Annotated in this window: 18 protein-coding genes; 13 read left to right on the top strand and 5 right to left on the bottom strand. The window is 58.8% G+C overall.

From position 1 onward, the window contains the following. The 7 genes from RA28_RS14215 (at position 1) to RA28_RS14185 (ending at position 7,320) form a co-directional block, all read left to right on the top strand. Positions 1 to 1,107 carry an acetoin utilization protein AcuC gene (locus tag RA28_RS14215; protein WP_039530120.1) on the top strand — a complete coding sequence of 369 codons (1,107 nt, stop codon included), beginning with the start codon at positions 1 to 3 and terminating at the stop codon, positions 1,105 to 1,107. A gap of 109 nt (positions 1,108 to 1,216) precedes the next feature. After that, a complete protein-coding gene (locus tag RA28_RS14210) occupies positions 1,217 to 2,194 on the top strand; it encodes an AAA family ATPase (RefSeq protein ID WP_039531603.1) in 978 nt (325 codons plus the stop codon). Between the two features lie 3 nt (positions 2,195 to 2,197). Continuing rightward, a complete protein-coding gene (locus RA28_RS14205; protein WP_039530117.1) occupies positions 2,198 to 3,142 on the top strand; it encodes a DUF58 domain-containing protein in 945 nt (314 codons plus the stop codon). Continuing rightward, entirely contained in the window at positions 3,142 to 3,618 is a 477-nt protein-coding gene (locus RA28_RS14200) for a DUF4381 domain-containing protein (RefSeq protein WP_039530113.1), read from the top strand. Before RA28_RS14205 ends, RA28_RS14200 begins: the two co-directional genes overlap by 1 nt. After that, positions 3,615 to 4,598 carry a VWA domain-containing protein gene (locus RA28_RS14195; protein WP_039530110.1) on the top strand — a complete coding sequence of 328 codons (984 nt, stop codon included), beginning with the start codon at positions 3,615 to 3,617 and terminating at the stop codon, positions 4,596 to 4,598. The genes RA28_RS14200 and RA28_RS14195 overlap by 4 nt, the downstream gene beginning before the upstream one ends. Further along, positions 4,595 to 6,100, top strand: a complete 1,506-nt coding sequence (locus RA28_RS14190; RefSeq protein WP_039530108.1) for a VWA domain-containing protein — start codon at positions 4,595 to 4,597, stop codon at positions 6,098 to 6,100. Before RA28_RS14195 ends, RA28_RS14190 begins: the two co-directional genes overlap by 4 nt. Beyond that, entirely contained in the window at positions 6,097 to 7,320 is a 1,224-nt protein-coding gene (locus tag RA28_RS14185; protein ID WP_039530106.1) for a BatD family protein, read from the top strand. Before RA28_RS14190 ends, RA28_RS14185 begins: the two co-directional genes overlap by 4 nt. Before the next feature lie 2 nt (positions 7,321 to 7,322). On the opposite strand, the gene RA28_RS14180 is transcribed toward RA28_RS14185, so the two are convergent. After that, on the bottom strand, positions 7,323 to 8,003 hold the full coding sequence (locus RA28_RS14180) for a Crp/Fnr family transcriptional regulator (RefSeq protein WP_039530104.1): 681 nt from the start codon (positions 8,001 to 8,003) through the stop codon (positions 7,323 to 7,325). A 200-nt stretch (positions 8,004 to 8,203) separates the two neighbouring features. Here RA28_RS14180 and RA28_RS14175 point away from each other — a divergent pair, with 200 nt between their 5' ends. The 3 genes from RA28_RS14175 to cls all read left to right on the top strand — a co-directional run bounded on the left by RA28_RS14175 (position 8,204) and on the right by cls (position 12,299). After that, positions 8,204 to 9,814 (top strand): arylsulfatase, encoded by a 1,611-nt coding sequence (locus RA28_RS14175; protein ID WP_052261467.1) that lies wholly within the window; start codon positions 8,204 to 8,206, stop codon positions 9,812 to 9,814. Between the two features lie 74 nt (positions 9,815 to 9,888). Beyond that, a complete protein-coding gene (locus RA28_RS14170) occupies positions 9,889 to 10,863 on the top strand; it encodes an HAD family hydrolase (RefSeq protein ID WP_039530099.1) in 975 nt (324 codons plus the stop codon). A 23-nt stretch (positions 10,864 to 10,886) separates the two neighbouring features. Next, on the top strand, positions 10,887 to 12,299 hold the full coding sequence (cls, locus tag RA28_RS14165; RefSeq protein ID WP_039530097.1) for a cardiolipin synthase: 1,413 nt from the start codon (positions 10,887 to 10,889) through the stop codon (positions 12,297 to 12,299). On the opposite strand, the gene RA28_RS14160 is transcribed toward cls, so the two are convergent. Continuing rightward, positions 12,296 to 12,730 carry a potassium channel family protein gene (locus tag RA28_RS14160; protein ID WP_039530094.1) on the bottom strand — a complete coding sequence of 145 codons (435 nt, stop codon included), beginning with the start codon at positions 12,728 to 12,730 and terminating at the stop codon, positions 12,296 to 12,298. The genes cls and RA28_RS14160 overlap by 4 nt on opposite strands. Positions 12,731 to 12,896: 166 nt before the next feature. Between RA28_RS14160 and RA28_RS14155 the strand changes: the two genes are divergently transcribed. The 3 genes from RA28_RS14155 to RA28_RS14145 are packed head-to-tail and all read left to right on the top strand — an operon-like array spanning position 12,897 to position 16,979. Continuing rightward, positions 12,897 to 13,544 (top strand): ABC transporter ATP-binding protein, encoded by a 648-nt coding sequence (locus RA28_RS14155; protein WP_082029851.1) that lies wholly within the window; start codon positions 12,897 to 12,899, stop codon positions 13,542 to 13,544. Next, positions 13,541 to 15,955, top strand: coding sequence for an FtsX-like permease family protein (locus tag RA28_RS14150; protein WP_039530091.1), 2,415 nt, complete (start codon positions 13,541 to 13,543; stop codon positions 15,953 to 15,955). The genes RA28_RS14155 and RA28_RS14150 overlap by 4 nt, the downstream gene beginning before the upstream one ends. After that, entirely contained in the window at positions 15,945 to 16,979 is a 1,035-nt protein-coding gene (locus RA28_RS14145) for a lipocalin-like domain-containing protein (protein ID WP_039530088.1), read from the top strand. The genes RA28_RS14150 and RA28_RS14145 overlap by 11 nt, the downstream gene beginning before the upstream one ends. Positions 16,980 to 16,985: 6 nt before the next feature. On the opposite strand, the gene RA28_RS14140 is transcribed toward RA28_RS14145, so the two are convergent. From RA28_RS14140 to RA28_RS14130, 3 genes are all read right to left on the bottom strand, one after another. Beyond that, positions 16,986 to 17,417, bottom strand: a complete 432-nt coding sequence (locus RA28_RS14140; RefSeq protein WP_039530085.1) for a universal stress protein — start codon at positions 17,415 to 17,417, stop codon at positions 16,986 to 16,988. After that, positions 17,414 to 20,023 (bottom strand): TRAP transporter permease, encoded by a 2,610-nt coding sequence (locus RA28_RS14135; RefSeq protein ID WP_039530083.1) that lies wholly within the window; start codon positions 20,021 to 20,023, stop codon positions 17,414 to 17,416. Before RA28_RS14135 ends, RA28_RS14140 begins: the two co-directional genes overlap by 4 nt. A 99-nt stretch (positions 20,024 to 20,122) precedes the next feature. Beyond that, positions 20,123 to 21,091, bottom strand: a complete 969-nt coding sequence (locus tag RA28_RS14130; protein ID WP_039530080.1) for a TAXI family TRAP transporter solute-binding subunit — start codon at positions 21,089 to 21,091, stop codon at positions 20,123 to 20,125. Positions 21,092 to 21,470 lie beyond the last annotated feature (379 nt).

The raw sequence follows: 21,470 nt of genomic DNA, 5'->3' as shown, positions 1-21,470 counted from the left end.
ATGCAGGCGCCCGTCTTCATAGGGTCCGAGATCTATCGGAACTCCACCTATGGTTCAAAACACCCGCTGGCAATTCCGCGCGTTTCGACCGTTATCGACCTTTGCCGTGCCCTGGGCTGGCTGACGACCGGGAATTATCGGGTCAGCCCTTGCGCCAAACCAAGCGCGCTCAGCGCATTTCACGCGCGGGAGTACATATCCGAACTGCAAAAAGCTGAAGACACGCAACACGTGACCGACGCCGTACGCGAGAATTATGGGTTGGGAACCTTGTCCAACCCCGTGTTTCCCGAAATGTACCGCCGACCGGCAACCGCTGCCGGCGGTTCCATGCTGGGCGCTGAACTGATCCGTGACGGCGGTATTGTGTACAACCCTGCCGGCGGCACCCATCACGGCCTACGCGATCGGGCCAACGGGTTTTGCTATCTGAACGACCCGGTGCTGGCGATACTGACGCTTCAGGCAATGGGGCTGGATCGAATTGTCTACGTCGACATTGACGCCCATCACTGCGACGGGGTCGAGGCCGCGTTTCACGGTTCGGGTCGCGTGCGCATGATCTCGGTTCACGAGACGCGGCGGTGGCCTTTCACCGGCGCACTACACGACGACGCCGGTGGCGCGGCGCTGAACCTGCCTGTCGGAAGAAACCTGAATGATGACGAATTCGCGCTCATCCTCGACCATCTCATTCTCCCCGCGACCGACGCGTTCAGACCGCAAGCGATTGTTCTGCAATGTGGGGCCGATGCGGTAGCCGAAGACCCGCTGTCGCGTCTTGCCTTGTCCAACAACTGCCATTGGAGAACAGCCGCAGCGCTCATGCATTTGGCACCAAGGTTTCTGGTTCTGGGCGGCGGTGGCTATAACCCCTGGTCCGTCGGACGGCTTTGGAGCGGCGTTTGGGCAACGTTGAATGGCTTCGACATTCCAGACCGGCTGGAGACCGAAGCACAACACATTCTGCGCGGTCTGAATTGGAACAGGGCGGCGGGGCGCCAGCCGCCTGCGCTTTGGCTGGAAACACTGCGGGATATCCCAAACACCGGCTCTGTCCGCCCGGAGTTGAGGGCCGATCTGAAGTACCTTGCAGCGCGGATATGACGGTGGATCGGCGAAACAAAGCCTGCTAACATTCCGTCATCACGGAATATTTTCAGCCAACGCCAGTCTCGCCACGCAGATTCTCAATTGACGTCGAATGGACCGAATGATGAATGCACTTAATCAGATAAATGATCTCAAGGCCCGAATGGGACAGTCCATTATCGGCCAGACCGAGGTGATTGACCGCCTGTTGATCGGGATGTTGGCCAACGGAAACCTGCTGATCGAAGGTCTGCCCGGTCTCGCCAAAACCCGCGCCGTGAAAGCCATGGCACGCAATCTGGACGCACGTTTCAGCCGAATTCAGTTCACCCCTGATCTGTTGCCGTCGGACGTGACCGGCACCGAGGTTTTTCAGCAAACCGACGATGGCGGCACCTTTCGTTTCGAGCCGGGCCCGATCTTTGCCAACATTGTGCTGGCGGACGAAATCAACCGCGCCCCAGCCAAGGTGCAAGCCGCTCTGCTCGAAGCGATGGAGGAGCGGCAAGTCACCGTGGCAGGCACGACGCACAAGATGGAACCGCTTTTCATCGTGATGGCGACGCAGAACCCGATCGAACAAGAAGGCACCTATCCATTGCCCGAGGCGCAGATGGATCGGTTTCTGATGCATGTGCAAATCACCTATCCCCCGGTCGAGGACGAGGTTGAAGTGATCCGATTGGTGCGCGGCGAGGACAACGCGGCAAGCGGCGCATCTTCTGGGGAACCAGCGCCCGCGATCCCTCAGGACGCGGTGTTTGCTGCGCGGGCGGAAATCGGCCAGGTGCACGTGTCTGATGCGATGGATCGGTACATGGCTGATCTGGTCCAGGCAACCCGGACACCCGCCGCGCTAAGCGACGAACTGGCCGCGTGGATCGAAATCGGGGCGAGTCCCCGCGCCTCGCTCGCGCTGGACAAATGCGGTCGCGCACATGCCTGGATGAACCAGCGTGATTATGTCGATCCGGCCGATATCCGCGCGATAGCACATGACGTTTTTCGTCATCGCATCACGCTGAGTTTTGAAGCGCAGGGCGCGGCCAAAACAGCCGACGACGTGACCGCCGAGATGCTGCGCCTTGTGGCGCTTCCGTGACGCGTGGCCCAGAGCGTCACATATCGCAGTGATCCTCGCATCCACGCCGACGCGGACCATCTATTGCGCCTTGGTGCCCGGTCGCGAGCGCTGAGCCTTCTGCCGCGGCAACCGGCGCGCTCGATTCTGAACGGTCGCCACGCATCTCGCTTGCGCGGTCGAGGGCTGAACTTTGAGGAACTCCGCAATTACATGCCCGGCGACGACATTCGCACAATCGACTGGAAGGTCACCGCACGGACAGGCGAGCCGCATGTAAGGATCTACACGGAGGAGCGCGACCGTCCGGCTCTTTTGCTGGTGGATCAGCGTGTCTCAATGTTTTTCGGAACGCAGGTCTATATGAAATCAGTGATTGCGGCCGAAGCGGCTGCGATCGCCGCCCACTGCATATTGCGACAGGGTGACCGGGTCGGCGGGGTTGTGTTTGGTGACACCGATCTGGCGGAACACCGCCCCCAACGCCGCGCCGCAGCGCTGAGCCAGTTTCTATCGTCCGTGGGCGCATTGAACGTAAGCCTGAGGGCGGACATGCGGCGCGAGCCTACCGTGTTTCTGAACGACGTTTTGAACCAAGCCGCGCGTATTGTGCACACCAACGCGCTTGTCTGCGTGTTTTCGGACTTTGACGGCATTGATGACGCGTCTGAAACCCGGCTTCGCCGTTTGGCCCGCGCAAATGACCTGATCCTGTTCCAGGTTTCGGACCCCAGCGCGCAACAACTGGCCCCCGGCTTGAAGCTGACAGTGTCCGACGGGAACGAGCAGATCGAACTGGACAGCACCGACCCCGGCCTGTCGCAGCGCATCCGTAATACGCTCGATGATCGCCTCGCGCGGCTGAAGGATTGGTCGCGCCGCTATGGGTTCCCGATTGTTCCGCTGACGACGGCTGAACCCACGCTGGATCAGATGCTGCGGCTGTTCGGCCACCGTGGAGGGCGCTGATGAGCGTGGATGTCGAAGGCAAATCCCTTGTCGAACTGCTGGCAATGCTGGAACCGGCACCGGTGCCCGCCCCGGTGTCCATGACGCCGCAAACGTTGGGCTGGGCCGTACTGGCCGTTCTATTGGCAATCTGCATCGTCGCGGGCCTTCTCACGGTCCTGAGGCATCGCCGGTCTAACGCGTACCGACGCGCAGCGCTGACCGAACTTGCAGCCCCTGGCATCAGCGCGACAAAATCCGCAGAGGTTCTGCGCCGTGCTGCATTGGTTGCCTACCCGCGTCGAAAAATTGCTGGGCTGTACGGCGACGATTGGTTGAAATTTCTCAGACAAACCTCTGAAAAAAATAGATTTCCTGCAAGCACGTATCAACGCCTGACCGAAGCGCCCTACAAGCCAACCGCGCCGGACCCGGAAGTGACCGCACTTGCAAAGCACTGGGTCAAAACCCACAAACGGGAAAGGCACGCGCGATGATCACATTCGCTGCTTTGTGGGCTTTCCTTTTGCTTCCGCTTCCATTGCTGATCTATTTCCTTGCGCCCCCTCATCGCGAGGAAAGCAGCGCCATTCGTATTCCTTTCTTCCGCCACGTTGCGCAAGCTGCCGGTGTTGACCCACAGGCAGGATCAATCATCCCAAATCGGGCCAGGTTCCCTGCGGTTTTGGTTGTCCTTATCTGGGTTTTGCTGGTGATCGCGCTTGCCCGACCGGAACGGCTGGGCGAACCGGTTGTGATCGAGAAATCGGCCCGCGACGTGGTATTGGCCCTGGATATCTCGGGATCAATGGATCAGCGTGACTTCCAGTCGACGGACGGAACTCCGAAACAGAGATTGGCCGCAGTCAAGGATGTATTGCGCGATTTCATTGCCCAGCGGCAGGGAGATCGCATGGCGCTGATCATATTCGGTACACGGGCTTTTGTGCAGGCCCCGTTTACCGAAGATCTGAACAGTTTGAATGGCTTTCTGGATCAAACTCAGGTCGGAATGGCCGGGCCAAACACCGCTTTGGGCGACGCGATCGGCCTTGGTATCCGGACATTTGAGTCCAGCGAAGTCGACCAGCGCCTGATGATTGTTCTGAGCGATGGCGCCGACACGTCCAGCCGTATGACTCCTGTGAATGCTTCGGCAATTGCAGCCGACAAGGGCGTTGTCATCTACACGATTGGCGTCGGCGACCCCGAAGCGTCGGGCGAGGATCGCGTTGATCTGGGCGCTTTGCAGGACATCGCAGATCGTACCGGAGGCGCGTATTTCTATGCCGATGATGAAGACGCTTTGGCGCAGACCTATCAACGCATCGACCAGCTCAACCCACGGATCGTCGAAACACAGAGCTATCGCCCGCGCGAAAGCCTGGCGCACTATCCGCTTATCCTGGCGCTGTTGCTGTTTTTGGTGGGCGCGACAGGGTTGCACGTCGCACACCGGGGCAGAGGTTTGGCATGATCGACGCCTTGTCAGAGTTTCACTTCATTCGGGCGGCATGGCTGCTTCTCTTGGCCCCGATTGGTCTGCTTTGGTGGCTGATCCGGCCAAAGCCCTCGAAACAAGCCAATTCGGCATCGGGCATCGCCCCGCACCTGGCAGAGGCGCTTCAACTGGGCGCAGACGACACGCGGCGGATTTATCCGATTGATGTCGCAATGATTGCAGCCATCCTGATTGCGTTGGCAGCAGCCGGCCCCACATGGTCCCGCTCGCCAAATCCTCTGGTCGCCGACACCGCGCCTTTGGTCATTGCCTTGAAAGTGACCGACAGCATGGAGGAGGCTGATCTGCCTCCGTCGCGGCTTGAGCGTGCCAAATTCAAGATCACCGATTTGATAAACGCCCGTGCGGACGCACGAACAGCCCTGATTGCTTATGCTGGCACGCCGCACCGCGTGGCCCCTTTGACAGAAGATGCGAACATTCTGCGTCCGTTGTTGGAGGGGCTGACCCCTGCGGTGATGCCAAAACCCGGCGATGCCGCAAGCGATGCACTGTCCGTTGCGGAAACGATCCTGAGCGATAGTGAGACACCCGGCGCTATTCTGTTCGTTCTGGACGATATCGACCCGTCCCAAGTGCCGGGGATCGAGGCGGCAACCGCTCCGGTTTTCGTTCTTACGATGCGCCCCAATGGTGAGCGCGTCGCACAATTGGATGGCTTGGGTAACACAACTGTCGTCCCGTTCTCAGAGGACGACCGGGATATCGCGCGGCTGCAACGTGTTATTCACTCGGCCTATTCCGCAGCACTTGATGACGACGACCGGTTGGATTGGCAGGATCGCGGTTGGATACTGGCCTGGCCCGCGGCGCTTTTGTCGTTGTTGTGGTTCCGGAAAGGTTGGGTGATACGCTGGGCCTTTTTGGCGCTGCTCCTGATACCGCCCTCTGGCCCCGCGTTTGCCGGCGGTTGGCGCGACTGGTTTCTGACGCCGGATCAGCAAGGCCAGATTGCGATGAACCAGAAAAGATACGCGGATGCCGCCGATTTGTTTAAGGACCCCTACCACAAGGGCTATGCCCATCTAAAAGCCGGGCAATACCCCGAGGCCGCGGCGATTTTCGCCGAACTGGACACACCGGACGCCGCGTTTGCTGAAGGCATGGCCCGTATCCGCAACCGCGAATACCGGCCTGCGATTTCCGCGTTCGAGACCGCGTTGGAACGGCAACCGGACTGGCCCGAAGCGCAGCATAATCTGGAGGTTGCAAACGCAATCCTGGCTTTTGTCGAAACCACACGCGAGCAATCCGACACGGGCGAAGAGGCTGGTATTGGAGCCGACGATACGGTTTTCGACAACGAGGCCGGTCGCGGCGAGGACACCACCGTGCAAGCCCCGACAGACGGTGCCCAAGCCCTGTCTGCCGATCAATGGATCAGTACGATTGACACGGATATGCAGGATTTCTTGCGCAATCGCTTTCTGCTGGAAAATCAGGAGCAACAGCAATGAGATACATTCTGTTCCTCATGATGCTCTTACCTTCTGGACTGCTGGCGCAGACTGACGTTCAGCCGAAAATCACCGTAGAGACGCCCACCGAGGCCGTGACGGTCGGACAACCGGCCTTGGTCAGGATCAAGGTGTTGGTCCCGACTTTCATGCCCGAACCGCCGGTCTTTCCATCGATGGAGCAAGAGAACCTGTTGGTCCGCCTGCCGGAACGGGCAACGGGCCCAATCAGCGAAACTGTAGAAGGCGAAACATGGTCGGGCGTTCAGCGCAGTTATCGGTTGTATCCGTTGAACGCCGGACAGGTCGATCTGGGACCACAATCCATTGGCGTCACCTTCGCCGATCCGGACACCAACGCACCGGTCAAAGTCAGCGTCGAACTGCCGAATATCAGGCTGACGGCGGATGTCCCCGACGCCGCCCGCAATCTGAACCCGCTGATAATCGCGACCGGGTTTGGTCTGGACCAGCAGATCGAAGGGGGAACCGACATGGAATTCGGCGGGGCCATAACGCGCCGACTGACCGCAGAGATAACTGGAACCACGCCCATGCTGGTCCCCGATCTGATTCCGGTAATTCAGGACCCGTTGCTGAAGGCTTATCCAAAGGAACCGCGCTTTACCGAGAGCGAAGACAGGGGCATCCTTTCGGGTCAGCGCGAGGATGAGGTCGTTTACCTTGCGCAGGACGGCGGCGAAACACAACTGCCTGCTATATCCGTTCAGTGGTACAATCTCGGCACCAATCAGGTCGAGACAATCGAGATAGACGCCATTGATCTGACGCTTGCACCTCCCAAGTGGACACCGCCGGATGCCAGGACCCTTGCGACGATTGCAATCTGGGCCGCGGTTGCCGCGTTGGGCGCTTGGGCATTCGTGCGTTGGTCTCGCCCAAGGGTCGTTGCCTGGCACCATGCGCGCCGCGAAAAATACCTGTCTTCACCGGAGTTCGCTTTGAAACGGTTGAAAGAAGCCATTCAGCAGAGGAACTTGTCCGCCACCTATGCGGCGCTGGACCTTTGGAAAGCGCGTGCAGCGTCACCTGCGACCGCTGCGGATCTTGAACGGGAACTGACGCAGATCGGGGCGGCACGTTACGGCGTGCATGCGTTGAACACAGTTGAACACTGGCAAGCCGCAAAGTCTGCCTTGGGCCTTCTCGGGCAATCCCATCGGCCCAAAACCGAACAACTGCCTCCGCTCAACCCCTGAGGTCAGCTCTGACAGCTTGCAATGAGTTTTCTGCGGTCTTTCAAGCGGACCCGCCCATAGCCAAGCTCGATCAGGTCCATATCAACCAAACGATGCAGCGTTCTGTGCAATGTCGGCGGCGAAACGGCGACCATTTCCGCAAGCTCATCCTGCGACACGATTATCCACCCGTCGGATTTCGATGAACCCTCGTCCAGATGCAGCAGTCGCAGCACAAGCCGTTTCTCGGTTCCCGTCACCGCCAGATTGGCCATGATCCGCAGCGCGGTTTGCATGTTCTCATGCGACAAGGCATAGAAATCGCGAACATATTCCGGGTTGTCCCGGATCAACCGGTCCACGCGCGCGCTGGACAGAAACAAAGTGCGTGTATCCTGTGTCGCGACGACGCTGACAAGGCGCAACGCACCCGCAAACAGCGCCAGATCGCCGATCCAGAACCCACCGCCCTGACGATGGACAACGAATTCCTGTCCATCATCAGCGGGAGCCGTAATCTGAACCGCGCCGTCCAACACGCCGTAAACGCCATTGGCCGGATCACCGAAATGATACAGGGCTTCACCCGTTTCGAAGTTCTTCTTGACCCCGCATTCCAGCAGGTCTTCCTGAAATCGTGCATCCCGCGCCGACAACCAGGCAGAGCCAAGAAGCAGTTGTTTATCACCCGGATTATCAAACATTAGTATTCTTCAATCTCATCATATGATAGGTTTCCGGTCATTATCATATCCTAAGATAAATGCGTTCGATTCCCGGTCTAGTCCAAATTTTTCCTGCCGAGAATCAGCAACTTGACGGCAGCTCGTTCCGCTATCTGGGTCGCCTTCAATGAGTTTTCAATCAAGGGGTCATTAAGACCCGGTCAGTTCAGGAGCACACAATGTCACCACCTCGTTCTATCTTAGACACATGGCGCAGCAGCTTGCGTCGTTTTGCTGTGGCGTCTGTCGCTGTTGCGCTGGCAGTGCCCGCTTGGGCACAGGATCAAAAGCCCAATATTCTGGTGATCTGGGGGGATGACATCGGTCAATCCAACATCTCGGCCTATACGATGGGCCTGATGGGGTATCAGACGCCAAATATCGACCGTGTTGCGAAAGAGGGAATGATATTCACCGACTATTACGGCGAGCAGTCATGTACCGCTGGTCGGTCCTCGTACATCATGGGCCAATCAGTGTTCCGTACCGGCCTTTCCAAAGTTGGTTTGCCTGGTGCCGATCTTGGCATGCAGGTCGAAGACCCGACCATCGCCGGTTTGCTGAAGGACCACGGGTATGTCACCGGTCAATTCGGTAAAAACCACCTTGGCGACAAGGATGAACATCTTCCCACAAACCACGGATTTGACGAGTTTTTCGGGAACCTCTACCACCTGAACGCCGAAGAAGAACCGGAAAATGAAGACTATCCCGGCGACATGGTTCTCGCCGATGGGCGCACCTTCCGCGAGGCCTATGGCCCGCGTGGCGTAATCAAGTCCAAAGCGGATGGCACGATTGAAGACACCGGGCCGCTGACGCGCAAGCGTATGGAAACGGTGGATGACGAAACTGTCGCCGCGGCGATCGATTTCATCCAGCGTGCACATGAGCAGGGTCAGCCCTTCTATGTCTGGTGGAATGGCACGCGCATGCACTTCCGGACACACGTCAAGGACGAGATGCGCGCGCAGGCGAATGAGATTGTCGGAGGCGTTGCCGACGAATACACGGCAGGCATGATCGAACATGACATGCATGTCGGACAATTGCTGGACCTGCTGGATGAGCTTGGCATCGCGGACAACACCATCGTGCACTACTCGACTGACAACGGTCCGCACATGAATACATGGCCCGATGCCGCGGCGACGCCGTTCTGGGGCGAAAAGAACACCAATTGGGAAGGTGGATGGCGTGTGCCGTCGATGGTCCGCTGGCCCGGTCAGATCGAGGCAGGCTCGGTCACGAACGAGATCGTCCACCACATGGACTGGCTGCCGACCTATCTTGCGGTTGCCGGCGATCCCGACATTAAGGAAAAGCTGAAAGCCGGTTATAGCTCGTCCGGTATGGGCCGCGACTACAAGGTGCATCTGGATGGCTACAACATCCTGCCCCTGCTGACAGGTGAAACCACCGAAAGCCCGCGCGCCGAGATCTTCTATTTCTCGGATGACGGCGACCTGACGGCGCTGCGCTACGACGACTGGAAGCTGATCTTCCTCGAGCAGAAAGCCTGGGCAACCCTGCGCGCGTGGATCGAGCCTTGGACCGAGCTGCGCATTCCGTTGATCGTCAACCTGCGTCGCGATCCCTATGAGCGGGCATACCGCACGTCCAACACCTACTACGACTGGCTGCTGGATCGCGCGTACTTCCTGGTCCCGGCACAGCAATACGTCGGCAACTTCCTGTCCACGTTCCAGGAATTCCCGCCGCGCCAGAAAGCGGCAAGCTTTAACCTGGATCAGGTGATGGAGAAGTTGACCACGCCGACAAACAACTAAAACGAACGCATCAAATCCCAAGGGCCGCCGCAGACGTGGCGGCCCTTTTCATCTGAGAAACGAATGAGAATTTCATGCGACAGTTTTTTCTAACCGCGTTCTTGTCCTGTGCCGCATTCACAACCCACGCCGACCCGTTGCCAAGTTGGAACAGCACGGAAACAAAGTCACAGATCATCGACTTCGTGACCGCCGTGACCGACCCGGAAGGCACGGATTACGTGACGCCGGCAGAACGGATCGCTGTGTTTGACAACGATGGCACCCTCTGGGCAGAGCAGCCTGTCTATTTCCAGTTCATCTTCGCGATGGATCGGCTTGCAGAAATGGCCGCCGATGATCCCTCGATCCTCAGCAGCCCGACATTGGAGGCGGCGGCGAAAGGCGATTTGGCGACGGTGTTGCAGGGTGGTCATGATGCGCTGATCGAAGTCGTGAACGCGTCACATTCGGGCATGAGCGTCGAAGACTTCCAGCTTGATGTTGCCAACTGGCTGGACAGTGCCCGACACGCAGATACCGGCCTGCCCTATGATCAGATGACATACCAGCCAATGGTCGAGCTGCTGCGCTATTTGCGCGACGAGGGGTTCAAAACCTACATAGTCTCGGGCGGCGGTCTGCATTTTATGCGGGTTTTCGCGGAAGAAGCCTATGGTATCCCGCCGGAACAAGTTCTGGGCACGTACGGCGAAACGACATTTGACACGGATGGCGCAACACCGGTCATCTCCAAGGCGCCGGGTATTGCCTTTATCGACGACAAGGAAGGCAAACCCATAAACATCGAACGCACCATCGGGCGCCGCCCAATTCTGGCTGGCGGAAACTCGGATGGCGACTTTGCAATGATGCAATGGACAACCACAGGCGACGGGCCGCGTCTTGGGATCCTTGTTCACCATACGGACGCCGAACGCGAATGGGCCTATGACCGCGAAAGCCCGATTGGAAAGCTTGTCGACGGGTTGGACAAGGGCCCTGACATGGGATGGGTCATTGTTGATATGGCGAACGACTGGTCACGCGTCTACACTGGGGCGAACTGAACGACCCGGATAAAGTCGCCCTGATGTGGACCTTGTTTGTTTCGCTATTCGTATTTGGTCTCTACTGCACGGCGGTCGTCTTTTCCGTGCGTGCGGCGCAGACCGCACGTACGCCGCAGGGTGCCGTGGGTTGGGTGGTGTTTCTTTTGTCCGCGCCGATGATCGGAGTCCCCGCCTATCTGTTTTTGGGTCATCACCGATTTCGCGGCTATCGCATCGCGCGGCGTGAAAGCGAGCGGGTTGTCGAAGGGATCAAGACCTTCGCTGATTTTTCGCGCCCGGACCCGCAGAAAATGCGGATCAATCCCCGCCCGTTCGAAGCGCTCGCACATCTGCCGGTGTCCCGCGGAAACGGTGCTGAGTTGCTGATTGACGGAGACGCAACGTTCGCCTCGATCTTTGAAGCCATAGACGCGGCTGAATCCTATATTCTGATCCAATTCTACATCGTTCGCGATGATGCATTGGGCCAGCAGTTGCAGCAGAAACTGATTGCCGCGGCCCAACGCGGTGTTCACGTCCGGTTCATGACAGACCGGGTCGGAAGCTATGGGCTGCCGGACAGCTACATTGCCAAGATGCGCGACGAAGGCATCGACGTCGCAGCCCCGCGCGAACAGCGGGGTCCGAATTTCCGGTTCCAACTGAACTATCGCAACCACCGCAAAACCGTGATTGTTGACGGAGAAACCGGGTTCATCGGTGGTCATAACGTGGGTGTCGAGTATCTGGGCCAAAGCCCCCGCTTCGGGCGCTGGCGCGACACGCACATCAAGATGACCGGGCACATCGTTCGCCAGTTGCAATTGATTTTCACCGAAGACTGGCATTGGGCGCGCGACGAAGACCTGATTGATCAACTGGATTGGGCTGGCAGCGAATCTGAGCAAGACATGAACGCACTTTTGGTCGCGACGGGTCCTGGTGACGAGACCGAAACCGGTTCGATGCTGTTCTTTTCCGCTATTGCCGGAGCCAAGGAGCGCGTGTGGATCGCCTCTCCGTATTTCGTGCCCGATATCGACATCATGTCTGCCTTGCAGCATGCGGCGCTGAGGGGTGTGGATGTGCGCATCCTGGTGCCCGAGGTTATTGATCACAGATTGCCCTGGCTTGCTGCCTTTGCCTATTTCGATGAAATTCGCGAGTGTGGGGTCAAGGTCCTGCGCTATACCGACGGGTTCCTTCACCAAAAGGCGTTCGTGGTCGACGACACTCTGGCGGCCGTGGGCACAACAAATCTCGACAACCGATCCTTTCGGCTGAACTTTGAAGCGATGGCGTTGTTCTTTGACGAACGTGCGGCCAAGGCTGTTTCCGACATGCTCGAGACCGATTTCGGCAATAGCTACGAGTTGACCCGCCGCCTGCCCCAGCAACCGGTCCACATCCGCTATGGCGCCCCGCTTGCGCGGCTGGTGGCGCCAATTCTCTAATTGATGAACTTTTCCTGAAAGACCCGGGTCATCAAGGCAACCAGGAATGCCGTCGACAAGCCAAAAGCCAAAAGCCCGGTCACAGCGGCGAATGCCCCGAATATGCGCAACCCATCACCCAGAACGATGTCCCCGTATCCCAGTGTGGTAAACGTCACCAGCGAGAAATAGAGCGCCGAGTTCCAGTCCGGCAAAACATCTCGCGTGACCCAGACGATGGCCCATATCCAGACCTGCACTGTATGAGTGAGAACGATGAACAAAAGCGCGATGCAAATTGGCCCGGCTGTGGTCAGGACCGTGCTTCTGTTTTCCCATTTCTCCAACACGCGGCGGATGATCAGAACGCTCCACGTCAGCAGCAGGATTTCGATCAGAAAGCAGATCCCCAAATACAGGCTCCCCCAGAAAATCTGCTGTGATAGAGACATGTAATTGATCCTTTGCTGGTCTTGGGTCGTCGGAGCAGAATGCGCCCTGACGCCGCGCAGGACAACCCTGCACTCGGTCGGAGCCTGCGGCGAATGGCACCAATCACCACTCTGGACAGATACGATGCGGGTTGCACATTGTGTCGGGCACCGGATGAGGCTGATCATGCTGCTGACACTTGACCATGTACGGAAATCCTATCCCGGCGGGCGGCCCGTTCTGAACGATGTGTCACTGTCATTGGATGCCGGGCAAACGCTGGCCCTGACCGGAGAAAGCGGCAGCGGCAAAAGCACACTGCTGCACGTGGCGGCCGCACTGGACGGGTTCGACGGCGGCGAGGTCACGCTGAAGGGCAGCCCCCTGTCACCATTGGACGATGCCGGACGGGCCGAATTGCGGCGTAACAGCCTGTCTCTGGTCTTTCAGCAGTTCAATTTGATCCCTTCGCTGACCGTTGCGCAAAACCTTGCGCTGCACGCACGTCTTGCCGACCGATACGATCCGGATTGGGTCGCGCATCTGGCCGATCGGCTGGGCCTGACCGAGCTTGTGGATCGGTATCCCGAACATCTGTCCGGTGGGCAGCAACAGCGGGTCGCGATTGGGCGCGCGATGGCGTCAAAACCGGCCCTGCTGTTGGCGGACGAGCCGACCGGAAACCTGGATGAAACCGCCAGCGCCGTTGTTCTGGATCTGATGCTCGGACTTGTCGCTGAAACTGGTGCTGCGCTGCTCTTGGTGACGCATTCAATGGACATCGCGGCCCGGTTGGACCGACGTGCGCATCTTTCAGGCGGCAAGATCACATGACACGCGCGATCCTTCTGGTCCTGCTGTCTCATTGGCGCATGCACCGGCTGCAGCTGGTCACGCTGCTTACGGGGATCGCTTTGGCGACCGGGCTTTGGTCTGCCGTACAGGCCATCAATGCCGAGGCCCGCGCCAGTTATGCGCGCGCCAGCGACCAGCTTGCACTGGGTCAGTTCGACGAAATCCGCGATCCTGCCGGCAGCATATCGCTGTCGCGATACGTCGATCTGCGGCGTGCGGGCTGGCAGGTCGCTGCGGTTCTGGATGGGTCGATCCGTATAGAGGGTCAGACTGTGCGTGTGATGGGCATCGACATGGTTTCGGCCCCCGCCTTGCCCGCCGTGACCCAGACGGAACAAAGCGCGACACCGCCAGAGCCCGCCGACATTTTGACCGCGCCGGGACGTCTGCTTGTTTCACCCGACCTTGCGCCTGTTTTTGAAGGGTTAGACGGCTATCCGCCCGTAATTGTCAGCACGGCCCTGCCGCCCAGTTTTGTGCTGACCGATATCGGCGTCGCCGAAAGCCTGCTGGACCGATCAGGGCAGATTTCCCGCCTGATTGTCCTGCCGGAGCAACCTTTGGATATACCGTCGTTGGGTGACGTCGCCCCCGGCCTGATCCGCACCAGCCCTGCCTCGCAATTGGACACAGCGCAACTGACGGACAGTTTCCACCTGAACCTGTCGGCGTTTGGATTGCTGTCCTTTGCAGTTGGGCTGTTCATCGTTCACGGAACGGTCGGATTGGCTTTTTCCCATCGTCGCGGCATGATCCGAACCCTTCGGGCCCTCGGGGTCGCGATGCCGCACCTGGTTCGGATCATTCTGTTCGAACTTGTGACGCTGGCACTTGTTGGCGGCGTGCTGGGCCTGGTGCTGGGGTTCTTCATCGCCGGGGCCCTGTTGCCCGATGTGGCCGCGACGCTGCGTGGTCTCTACGGCGCGCCCGTGGATGGCCAGCTGTCTCTGCGCCCGGCTTGGGCTTTGGCCGGCCTTCTCATGGCCATTGGGGGCACGCTGGCAGCAAGCGTTCACGCATTGTGGCGCCTGTCTGAAATGCCACTTCTGGCCGGTCCCGGGGTCCAGGCGTGGCGCGGCAGCGCAACGTCCTGGCGGATCACGGCAGTAACAGGCGTCACCATGATCGCCGGTGGCGGCATCTGCTTTGCGATGTTCGGCGGGCTTTTGGCCGGGTTCGTGATGCTGGCGGGCCTGTTGACCGGTGCGGCCCTGCTGTTGCCCTTGGTGCTTTCCCTGTTGCTGGCCGCTTTGTCGCGACGCGCCAACGGTCCTGTCGCGCAGTGGGTCTGGGCGGACATGTGGTCTCAGTTGCCCGGCCTGTCATTGGCTATGATGGCTCTCTTGCTGGCGCTGGCCGCCAATATCGGCGTGGGCACAATGGTATCAAGCTTTCGTCTGACCTTTACCGGTTGGCTCGATCAACGGTTGGTATCCGAGCTTTACATAACCGCCGGAGATGACGCACAGGGTCAGCTGATTTCTGAGTGGCTGGCGCCAAAAACGGACGCAATTCTGCCCATCCGCAGTGTCGAACTGCCCCACGAAACCGGCCCGCTGTTCTTGTACGGTGTTGTGGATGACCCGACCTACAGCGAGCATTGGCCCCTGATTGCACGTTCGCCAGAGGCATGGGCGCGGGTACACAACGACCGGGCTGTTCTGATCAACGAACAATTGGCCCGTCGTGCAAACCTTTGGCCGGGAGATGTTCTGACCCTTCCCCCCGATCACACGCTGCCGATCGTCGGCGTCTATTCCGACTACGGCAACCCAACCGGGCAGGCTATCGTCGCCATGCCCGTACTGGACAGTATCGTGCCAAAGGTTCCGACTCGCCGCTTTGGCATTCGGGTGGACCCTTCGGTCGCAACCGATCTGGCGCAAACGCTCAGAGACAGGTTCGGCCTGCCCACGTCTGCCGTGGTGCAACAAAGCGCCATGAAGGCCCAATCACTGGCGATTTTCGACAAGACGTTTGTCGTGACATCCGCGCTGAACGTTCTGACGTTGGGCGTCGCCGGGTTCGCAATTCTGACAAGTCTGTTGACCCTTTGGACACAACGCTTACCTCAGGTCGCGCCGATCTGGGCTCTGGGCCAGACCCGGGCACAGCTTGCCCGGCTGGAGCTGGTGCGTAGTGTGCTGTTGGCGGGCCTGACTGCTGTCCTTGCTTTGCCACTGGGCCTTTTGTTGGCGTGGGTATTGCTGGCTGTCATCAATGTACAGGCATTCGGGTGGCGGCTGCCAATGCACTTGTTTCCCGCCGACTGGTTGCGTTTGTTTCTTCTTACGATGCTGGCGGCAGCCGTCGCCGCCGCCTTGCCCGCATTGCGCCTGTTGCGTCTGCCGCCTGCAGATCTTTTGAAGGTATTTGCCAATGAACGTTAGGGCCCTTCTGGTGTTTCTGGTTTTCCCGTTGAGTGCCTTCGCACAGGGCTATGCCGGTTTGGGGACCAGCGCCGAAGGGTTCAGCACACCCAAGCCCGGGTACGAGTTTCAATTCCCGCAAGATCATGGCCCGCATCCCGATTATCGCATCGAGTGGTGGTACCTGACGGCAAACCTGCAGGGCGCGGACGGGCAAGACTATGGCATACAATGGACCTTGTTTCGCTCGGCCCTGAAGCCTTTCGAAAGCGACGGGTGGCAAAGCCCGCAGCTTTGGATGGGTCACGCCGCTGTCACGACACCGGACAACCACTATTTTTCAGAACGGCTGTCGCGCGGTGGCATCGGGCAGGCCGGTGTTCAAGCGGACCCGTTCGACGCCTGGATCGACGATTGGCATATGCGGGGCGACGGACTGGATCATTTGGCCCTGGCCGCAAGCGGTACCGAGTTCAGCTATGACCTGACGCTGACCGCATCGGGCCCACTGGTGTTTCATGGCGACCGAGGCTACTCGGTCAAATCTGCTGACGGTCAGGCCAGCCACTATTATTCTCAACCGTTCTACACGGTCGAGGGTGTCTTGCGATTGCCAACCGGCGATGTCGCTGTCACCGGACAGGGGTGGCTGGATCGGGAATGGTCGTCTCAACCCTTGTCCGAGGATCAAAGCGGATGGGACTGGTTCTCGCTCAGCTTCGACAGCGGGCAGAAGCTCATGGCATTCCGGCTTCGGGGGGAACGAGGCGACTTTACCTCGGCAACATGGATCGAAGCGGATGGGAAAAGCGCCACGCTGGATGACGGATCGGTGCAGTTCACGCCCTTGGCGACGCACAACGTCGCAGACCGGGACGTCCCGACACGGTGGCGCGTATCCCTGCCGGACAAGGGGGTTGAGGTTGACGTGAATGCCATCACGCCCAGCGCGTGGATGGGCACACGCTTTGAGTACTGGGAGGGCCCGGTGCGCGTTTCAGGCAGTCACACCGGGCAGGGCTATCTTGAAATGACAGGCTACTGAGGTCCCTTACCGGACAACGTAAACCGACACATTCGAATGCCGCACAACACGGGCGGCATTGGGACCCAAAAGATAATCTTTCAGGTCCGGCTTGTGCGCCCCGATCACGATCAGGTCGCTGCCCGCGCTTTCGGCCGTTTTCAGGATTTCCTGATAAGCCGTTCCGGTTGCAACAACGTGCCGGATCGACGCATTGCGGTCTTCCCCCAACGTCGAGATGCACAGCTGTGTCAGGTTTTCCTGCGCCTCCTCCATCGCCTGTTCGTGGTGGTGCGGCTCAAAAAAGCTGCTCACAAACGACTCTCCAAAGTCGGGCAGCACCGTCACCACGTCGAGCCCGGCCCCTTCGAAATCAGCCAAAGATGCCGCCTTCTTCAGAACTTGCGCGTCCAGATTGCCGTTGCTGATGTCGATGGCACAAAGAACAGAATTGGTCATGCGGGCACCTCTTGTCTTGCGGCGCGGCCGCGTTGCAGGAAGGCGATCAGACCCAACAGGATCAGTGCCGGGATGTACATCAGCTGCTTGGGCGGCTGGCTGGATGGCAGGCTGACCGAGGTCAGGCGAACGGCGTCATCACCGTAATAGTCGAAGATATCCAGATCATCTGCGACCGGCGAGCCGAACATTGGCTCCTCCAGCTTCATAAGACCGTCCTCTTCGAACATCAGAAGGCCCATCGCCTCGACACGCGCCGCACCGCCTTCTTCGCTTCCAACCGGAACGACGACGGTTGTATCCGTCATTTCAAGGGTATCGAAGTCCGGACCGCTGATCACAAGACGTATCTCGGTCCCCGGTGGCGTCTCGCCTATCGTCTCGACAAACGCCGCTGGCTCGACAGATGTGAAGGGAGGCGCGACCCGATCCATCAAATAATCGGGCCTGAACAGCGCGAAAGCGACCAAGATCAGCGCAATGCTTTCGTAGATGCGGCTGTGGGTCAGGAAATAACCCATCGTGCCGGCCGTGAAGACCAGAATGGCGATGGTTGCGAATATGGCGACAACGATCCCTTCGACCCATGTCACGTCAATCAGCAGCAGATCGGTGTTGAAAATGAACACGAATGGCAGCGCCACGGTGCGCAAGCTGTAGAAGAACGCGGTGAATCCCGTCTTGATCGCGTCGCCGCCGGATACGGCGGCGGCGGCAAAACTCGCAAGACCAACCGGCGGTGTCACATCGGCCATGATACCGAAGTAGAAGACGAACAGGTGAACCGCGATCAACGGCACAATCAGACCGCTTTGCGCACCCAGCTCGACAACAACGCCTGCCATCAGCGAGCTGACAACGATGTAGTTCGCCGTTGTCGGCAGCCCCATTCCAAGGATCAGGCTGAGAAGACCAACCATGACCAACATCAGGATCAGGTTGCCGCCCGACAGGAACTCGACCAGATCAGCCATGACTTGCCCGACACCCGTAAGTGTAACCGTGCCAACGATCACGCCCGCTGTTGCCGTCGCCAAGGCGATGCCGATCATGTTGCGCGCGCCGTCGATCAGGCCCTGCCACAAGTCGGCCACCCCATCGATGAACGTGTCGTAGAGGTTGCTTTGTCCACGGAACATCGCCTTGAGCGGCTTCTGAGTCAACAGGATCACGAACAACAGCGACGTCGCCCAGAAGGCCGACAAGCCCGGAGATTTCTGTTCGATCATCAGGAAGTAGACCAGCACGATGATCGGCAGCAGGTAATGCAAGCCCGCCTTGTAGATGTCCGCGATAACGGGCAGCGTCACCTCTTTGGCATTCGGATCATCAGGCTCCAGATCGGGAACTTGCGCGGCCAGGTACAAAAGGCCGACATAGACCGCACACACGATCAGGCTGAGGACGAGACCAGCCGCCGAGGGCACCCACGACGTCACCGCGTCGACAGGGAATTGCGAGCCGTAGCACAGACCGGCGAACACAAGGAAGAAGGACAGCATTCCGACGACGGTCCGGGCGAGATGAACGTCGCGATCTCCGAGAGTCGGCATGTTCCGCTTCACGGCTTCGAGGTGCACGATATAGACCAGCGCGATGTAAGAAATCGCCGCGGGAAGGAAGGCGTGAGTGATCACCTCGACATACGAGATGCCGACATATTCCACCATCAGGAAGGCCGCAGCCCCCATAACGGGCGGCATGATCTGTCCGTTCACGGACGAGGCAACCTCGACCGAGCCCGCCTGTTCGCTGCTGAATCCAACGCGCTTCATCAACGGGATCGTGAAGGTTCCGGTGGTCACAACGTTCGCGATTGACGAGCCCGAAATCAGACCGGTGGCTGCCGACCCGACAACGGCAGCTTTGGCCGGACCACCGCGCAGGTGGCCAAGGGCGCCAAACGCCATTTTGATAAAGTAGTTCCCTGCCCCGGCCTTATCGAGCAAGGCACCGAACAGGACGAAAAGGAAGACGAATTTCGTCGAAACGCCAAGAGCAATGCCGAACACACCCTCGGACGTGATCCACATGTGGCTCATGGCCTTTTTCAGGCTGGCACCCTTCCAGCGAATAACCTCGGGCACCCACTCGGAAGAACCAAAAAAGACATAGGCCAGAAAGATTGTCGCGATGATCGCCATCGCCGGGCCAAGCGCGCGTCTCGCGGCCTCGAACAGCAGCAGCAGGCCGACCAACGCAACCCATTTGTCCGTGTCGTCGGCCAGACCGCCCGCATCGACAATCTTGTTATAGAAAAAATACCCATAAAGCGCGACGAACGTGCCCAACAGGCCCATGATCCAGTCCTGAATTGGGATGTAGTCGCGCGGGCTGGACTTCAGCGCCGGATAAGCCGCAAAGGCCAGGAACATCGCAAAAGCCAAGTGAAACTGGCGGGCATTGTTCACAACACTTCCGGGAAGCACGTAGTTCGCCAGCGGCGACGCCAGAACGACCTGAAAGATCGACCAGATTGCGGCCACAACCGCAAGAAAAATTCCGACATTGCCGACCGGATTGCGTCCGCCCGCGTCGGATGAGGCGACCAGATCCTGCAGTTCTTCTTCGGATAACGGACGATTGGTTTGTGAATCGGAACTCATGGAAGTCTCCCCGTCGCGGCCTTTTTGGCCTTCTGATTCACCCGTTTGATACGGGTTTTGAGTGGCAGGGCGCCCAAAGGCGCCCTGCTATGGCAAGGTTTACTGAACCCAGCCTTTTTCTTTGTAGTACTTCTCGGCACCCGGATGCAGCGGCGCCGAAAGGCCGTCCGCGATCATTTCTTCGGGCTTGAGGTTGGCAAACGCCGGATGCAGCTTTTTGAAGTCATCGAAGTTTTCGAAGACCGAGCTGACAACCGCGTAAACCGCATCTTCCGAAACGTCCGCCGATGTCACGAAGGTGGCACCAACACCAAAGGTTGCCGTGTCACCGTCTGAGCCACGGTACATGCCGCCGGGGATCGTTGCCGTGCGGTAGAACGAGTTGTCATTGACCAGCTTGTCAACGGCGTCGCCGCTGACATTCACCAGAACCGAGTCACAGGCCGTGGTGGCCTCTTGGATCGAGCCGGACGGGTGACCAACAGTGTAGACCATTGCGTCGATCTGGTTGTCGCACAGAGCCGCCGACTGTTCAGCCGCCTTCAATTCGGTCGCCAATTCGAAATCACCGGTGGTCCAGCCCATTTCGCCCAACAGAACCTCCATCGTGCCACGCTGACCGGAACCGGGGTTGCCGATGTTGACACGCTTGCCTTTGAGGTCCTCAAAATTGGCAATGCCGGAATCAGCGCGGGCCACAACGGTGAACGGCTCGGGGTGTACCGAGAATACCGCGCGCAGGTTTTCAAACGGACCCGCCTCTTCGAACTTCGAGCTGCCGTTGTAAGCGTGATACTGCCAGTCGGACTGCGCCACACCGAACTCCAGCTCGCCCTCGCGGATGGTGTTGATGTTGTAGACCGAACCGCCGGTCGATTCGACCGAACAACGCACGCCGTGTTCTTTACGACCTTTGTTCACCAGACGGCAGATTGCACCACCTGTCGGATAATAAACGCCGGTCACACCCCCTGTGCCGATTGTAATGAACTCTTCGGCATAGGCCGCCGGAGCCATCATGGCCGCAGTCACAAATGCGCCGAGGCTAAGCTTGCTGCTGTTTTTCATCTAAGAACTCCCAACTTATTTTGGGGGAGAAGGATTTCGTATCGTCTGCACGTTATTCCAGACGTCTGCCGGAATTCCTTTTACGGTCTGCCGTTCAGCAGGTGCAGCTTTGTGAATTTTCCAATGTCTCCCAACATTTCCGAGGTTTCATTCAGACACTATTGTTGTCAACCCCCGGTCACCACTCATGCCAGCCAATCCGCACATATGACAGGAAAGACGGAACTTTCCCCGTAAAGTCATCGCGTCGCGTTTCTGCGCCGTCGCCATGCGCAGACCAAATAAGGGCCGCAATCTGGACGCAATTGCCAGATAGCCGCCAGTTGCACAACAAGACCCCCGCTGCCCCGAATGGGGCAGGTTAAACCCCCTAAACCAC

Source organism: Ruegeria sp. ANG-S4 (genome assembly GCF_000814005.1).
Lineage (GTDB): Bacteria > Pseudomonadota > Alphaproteobacteria > Rhodobacterales > Rhodobacteraceae > Ruegeria.
Note: the sequence above shows the minus strand (reverse complement) of the source record. Positions and strands in the feature narration are given on the sequence as shown.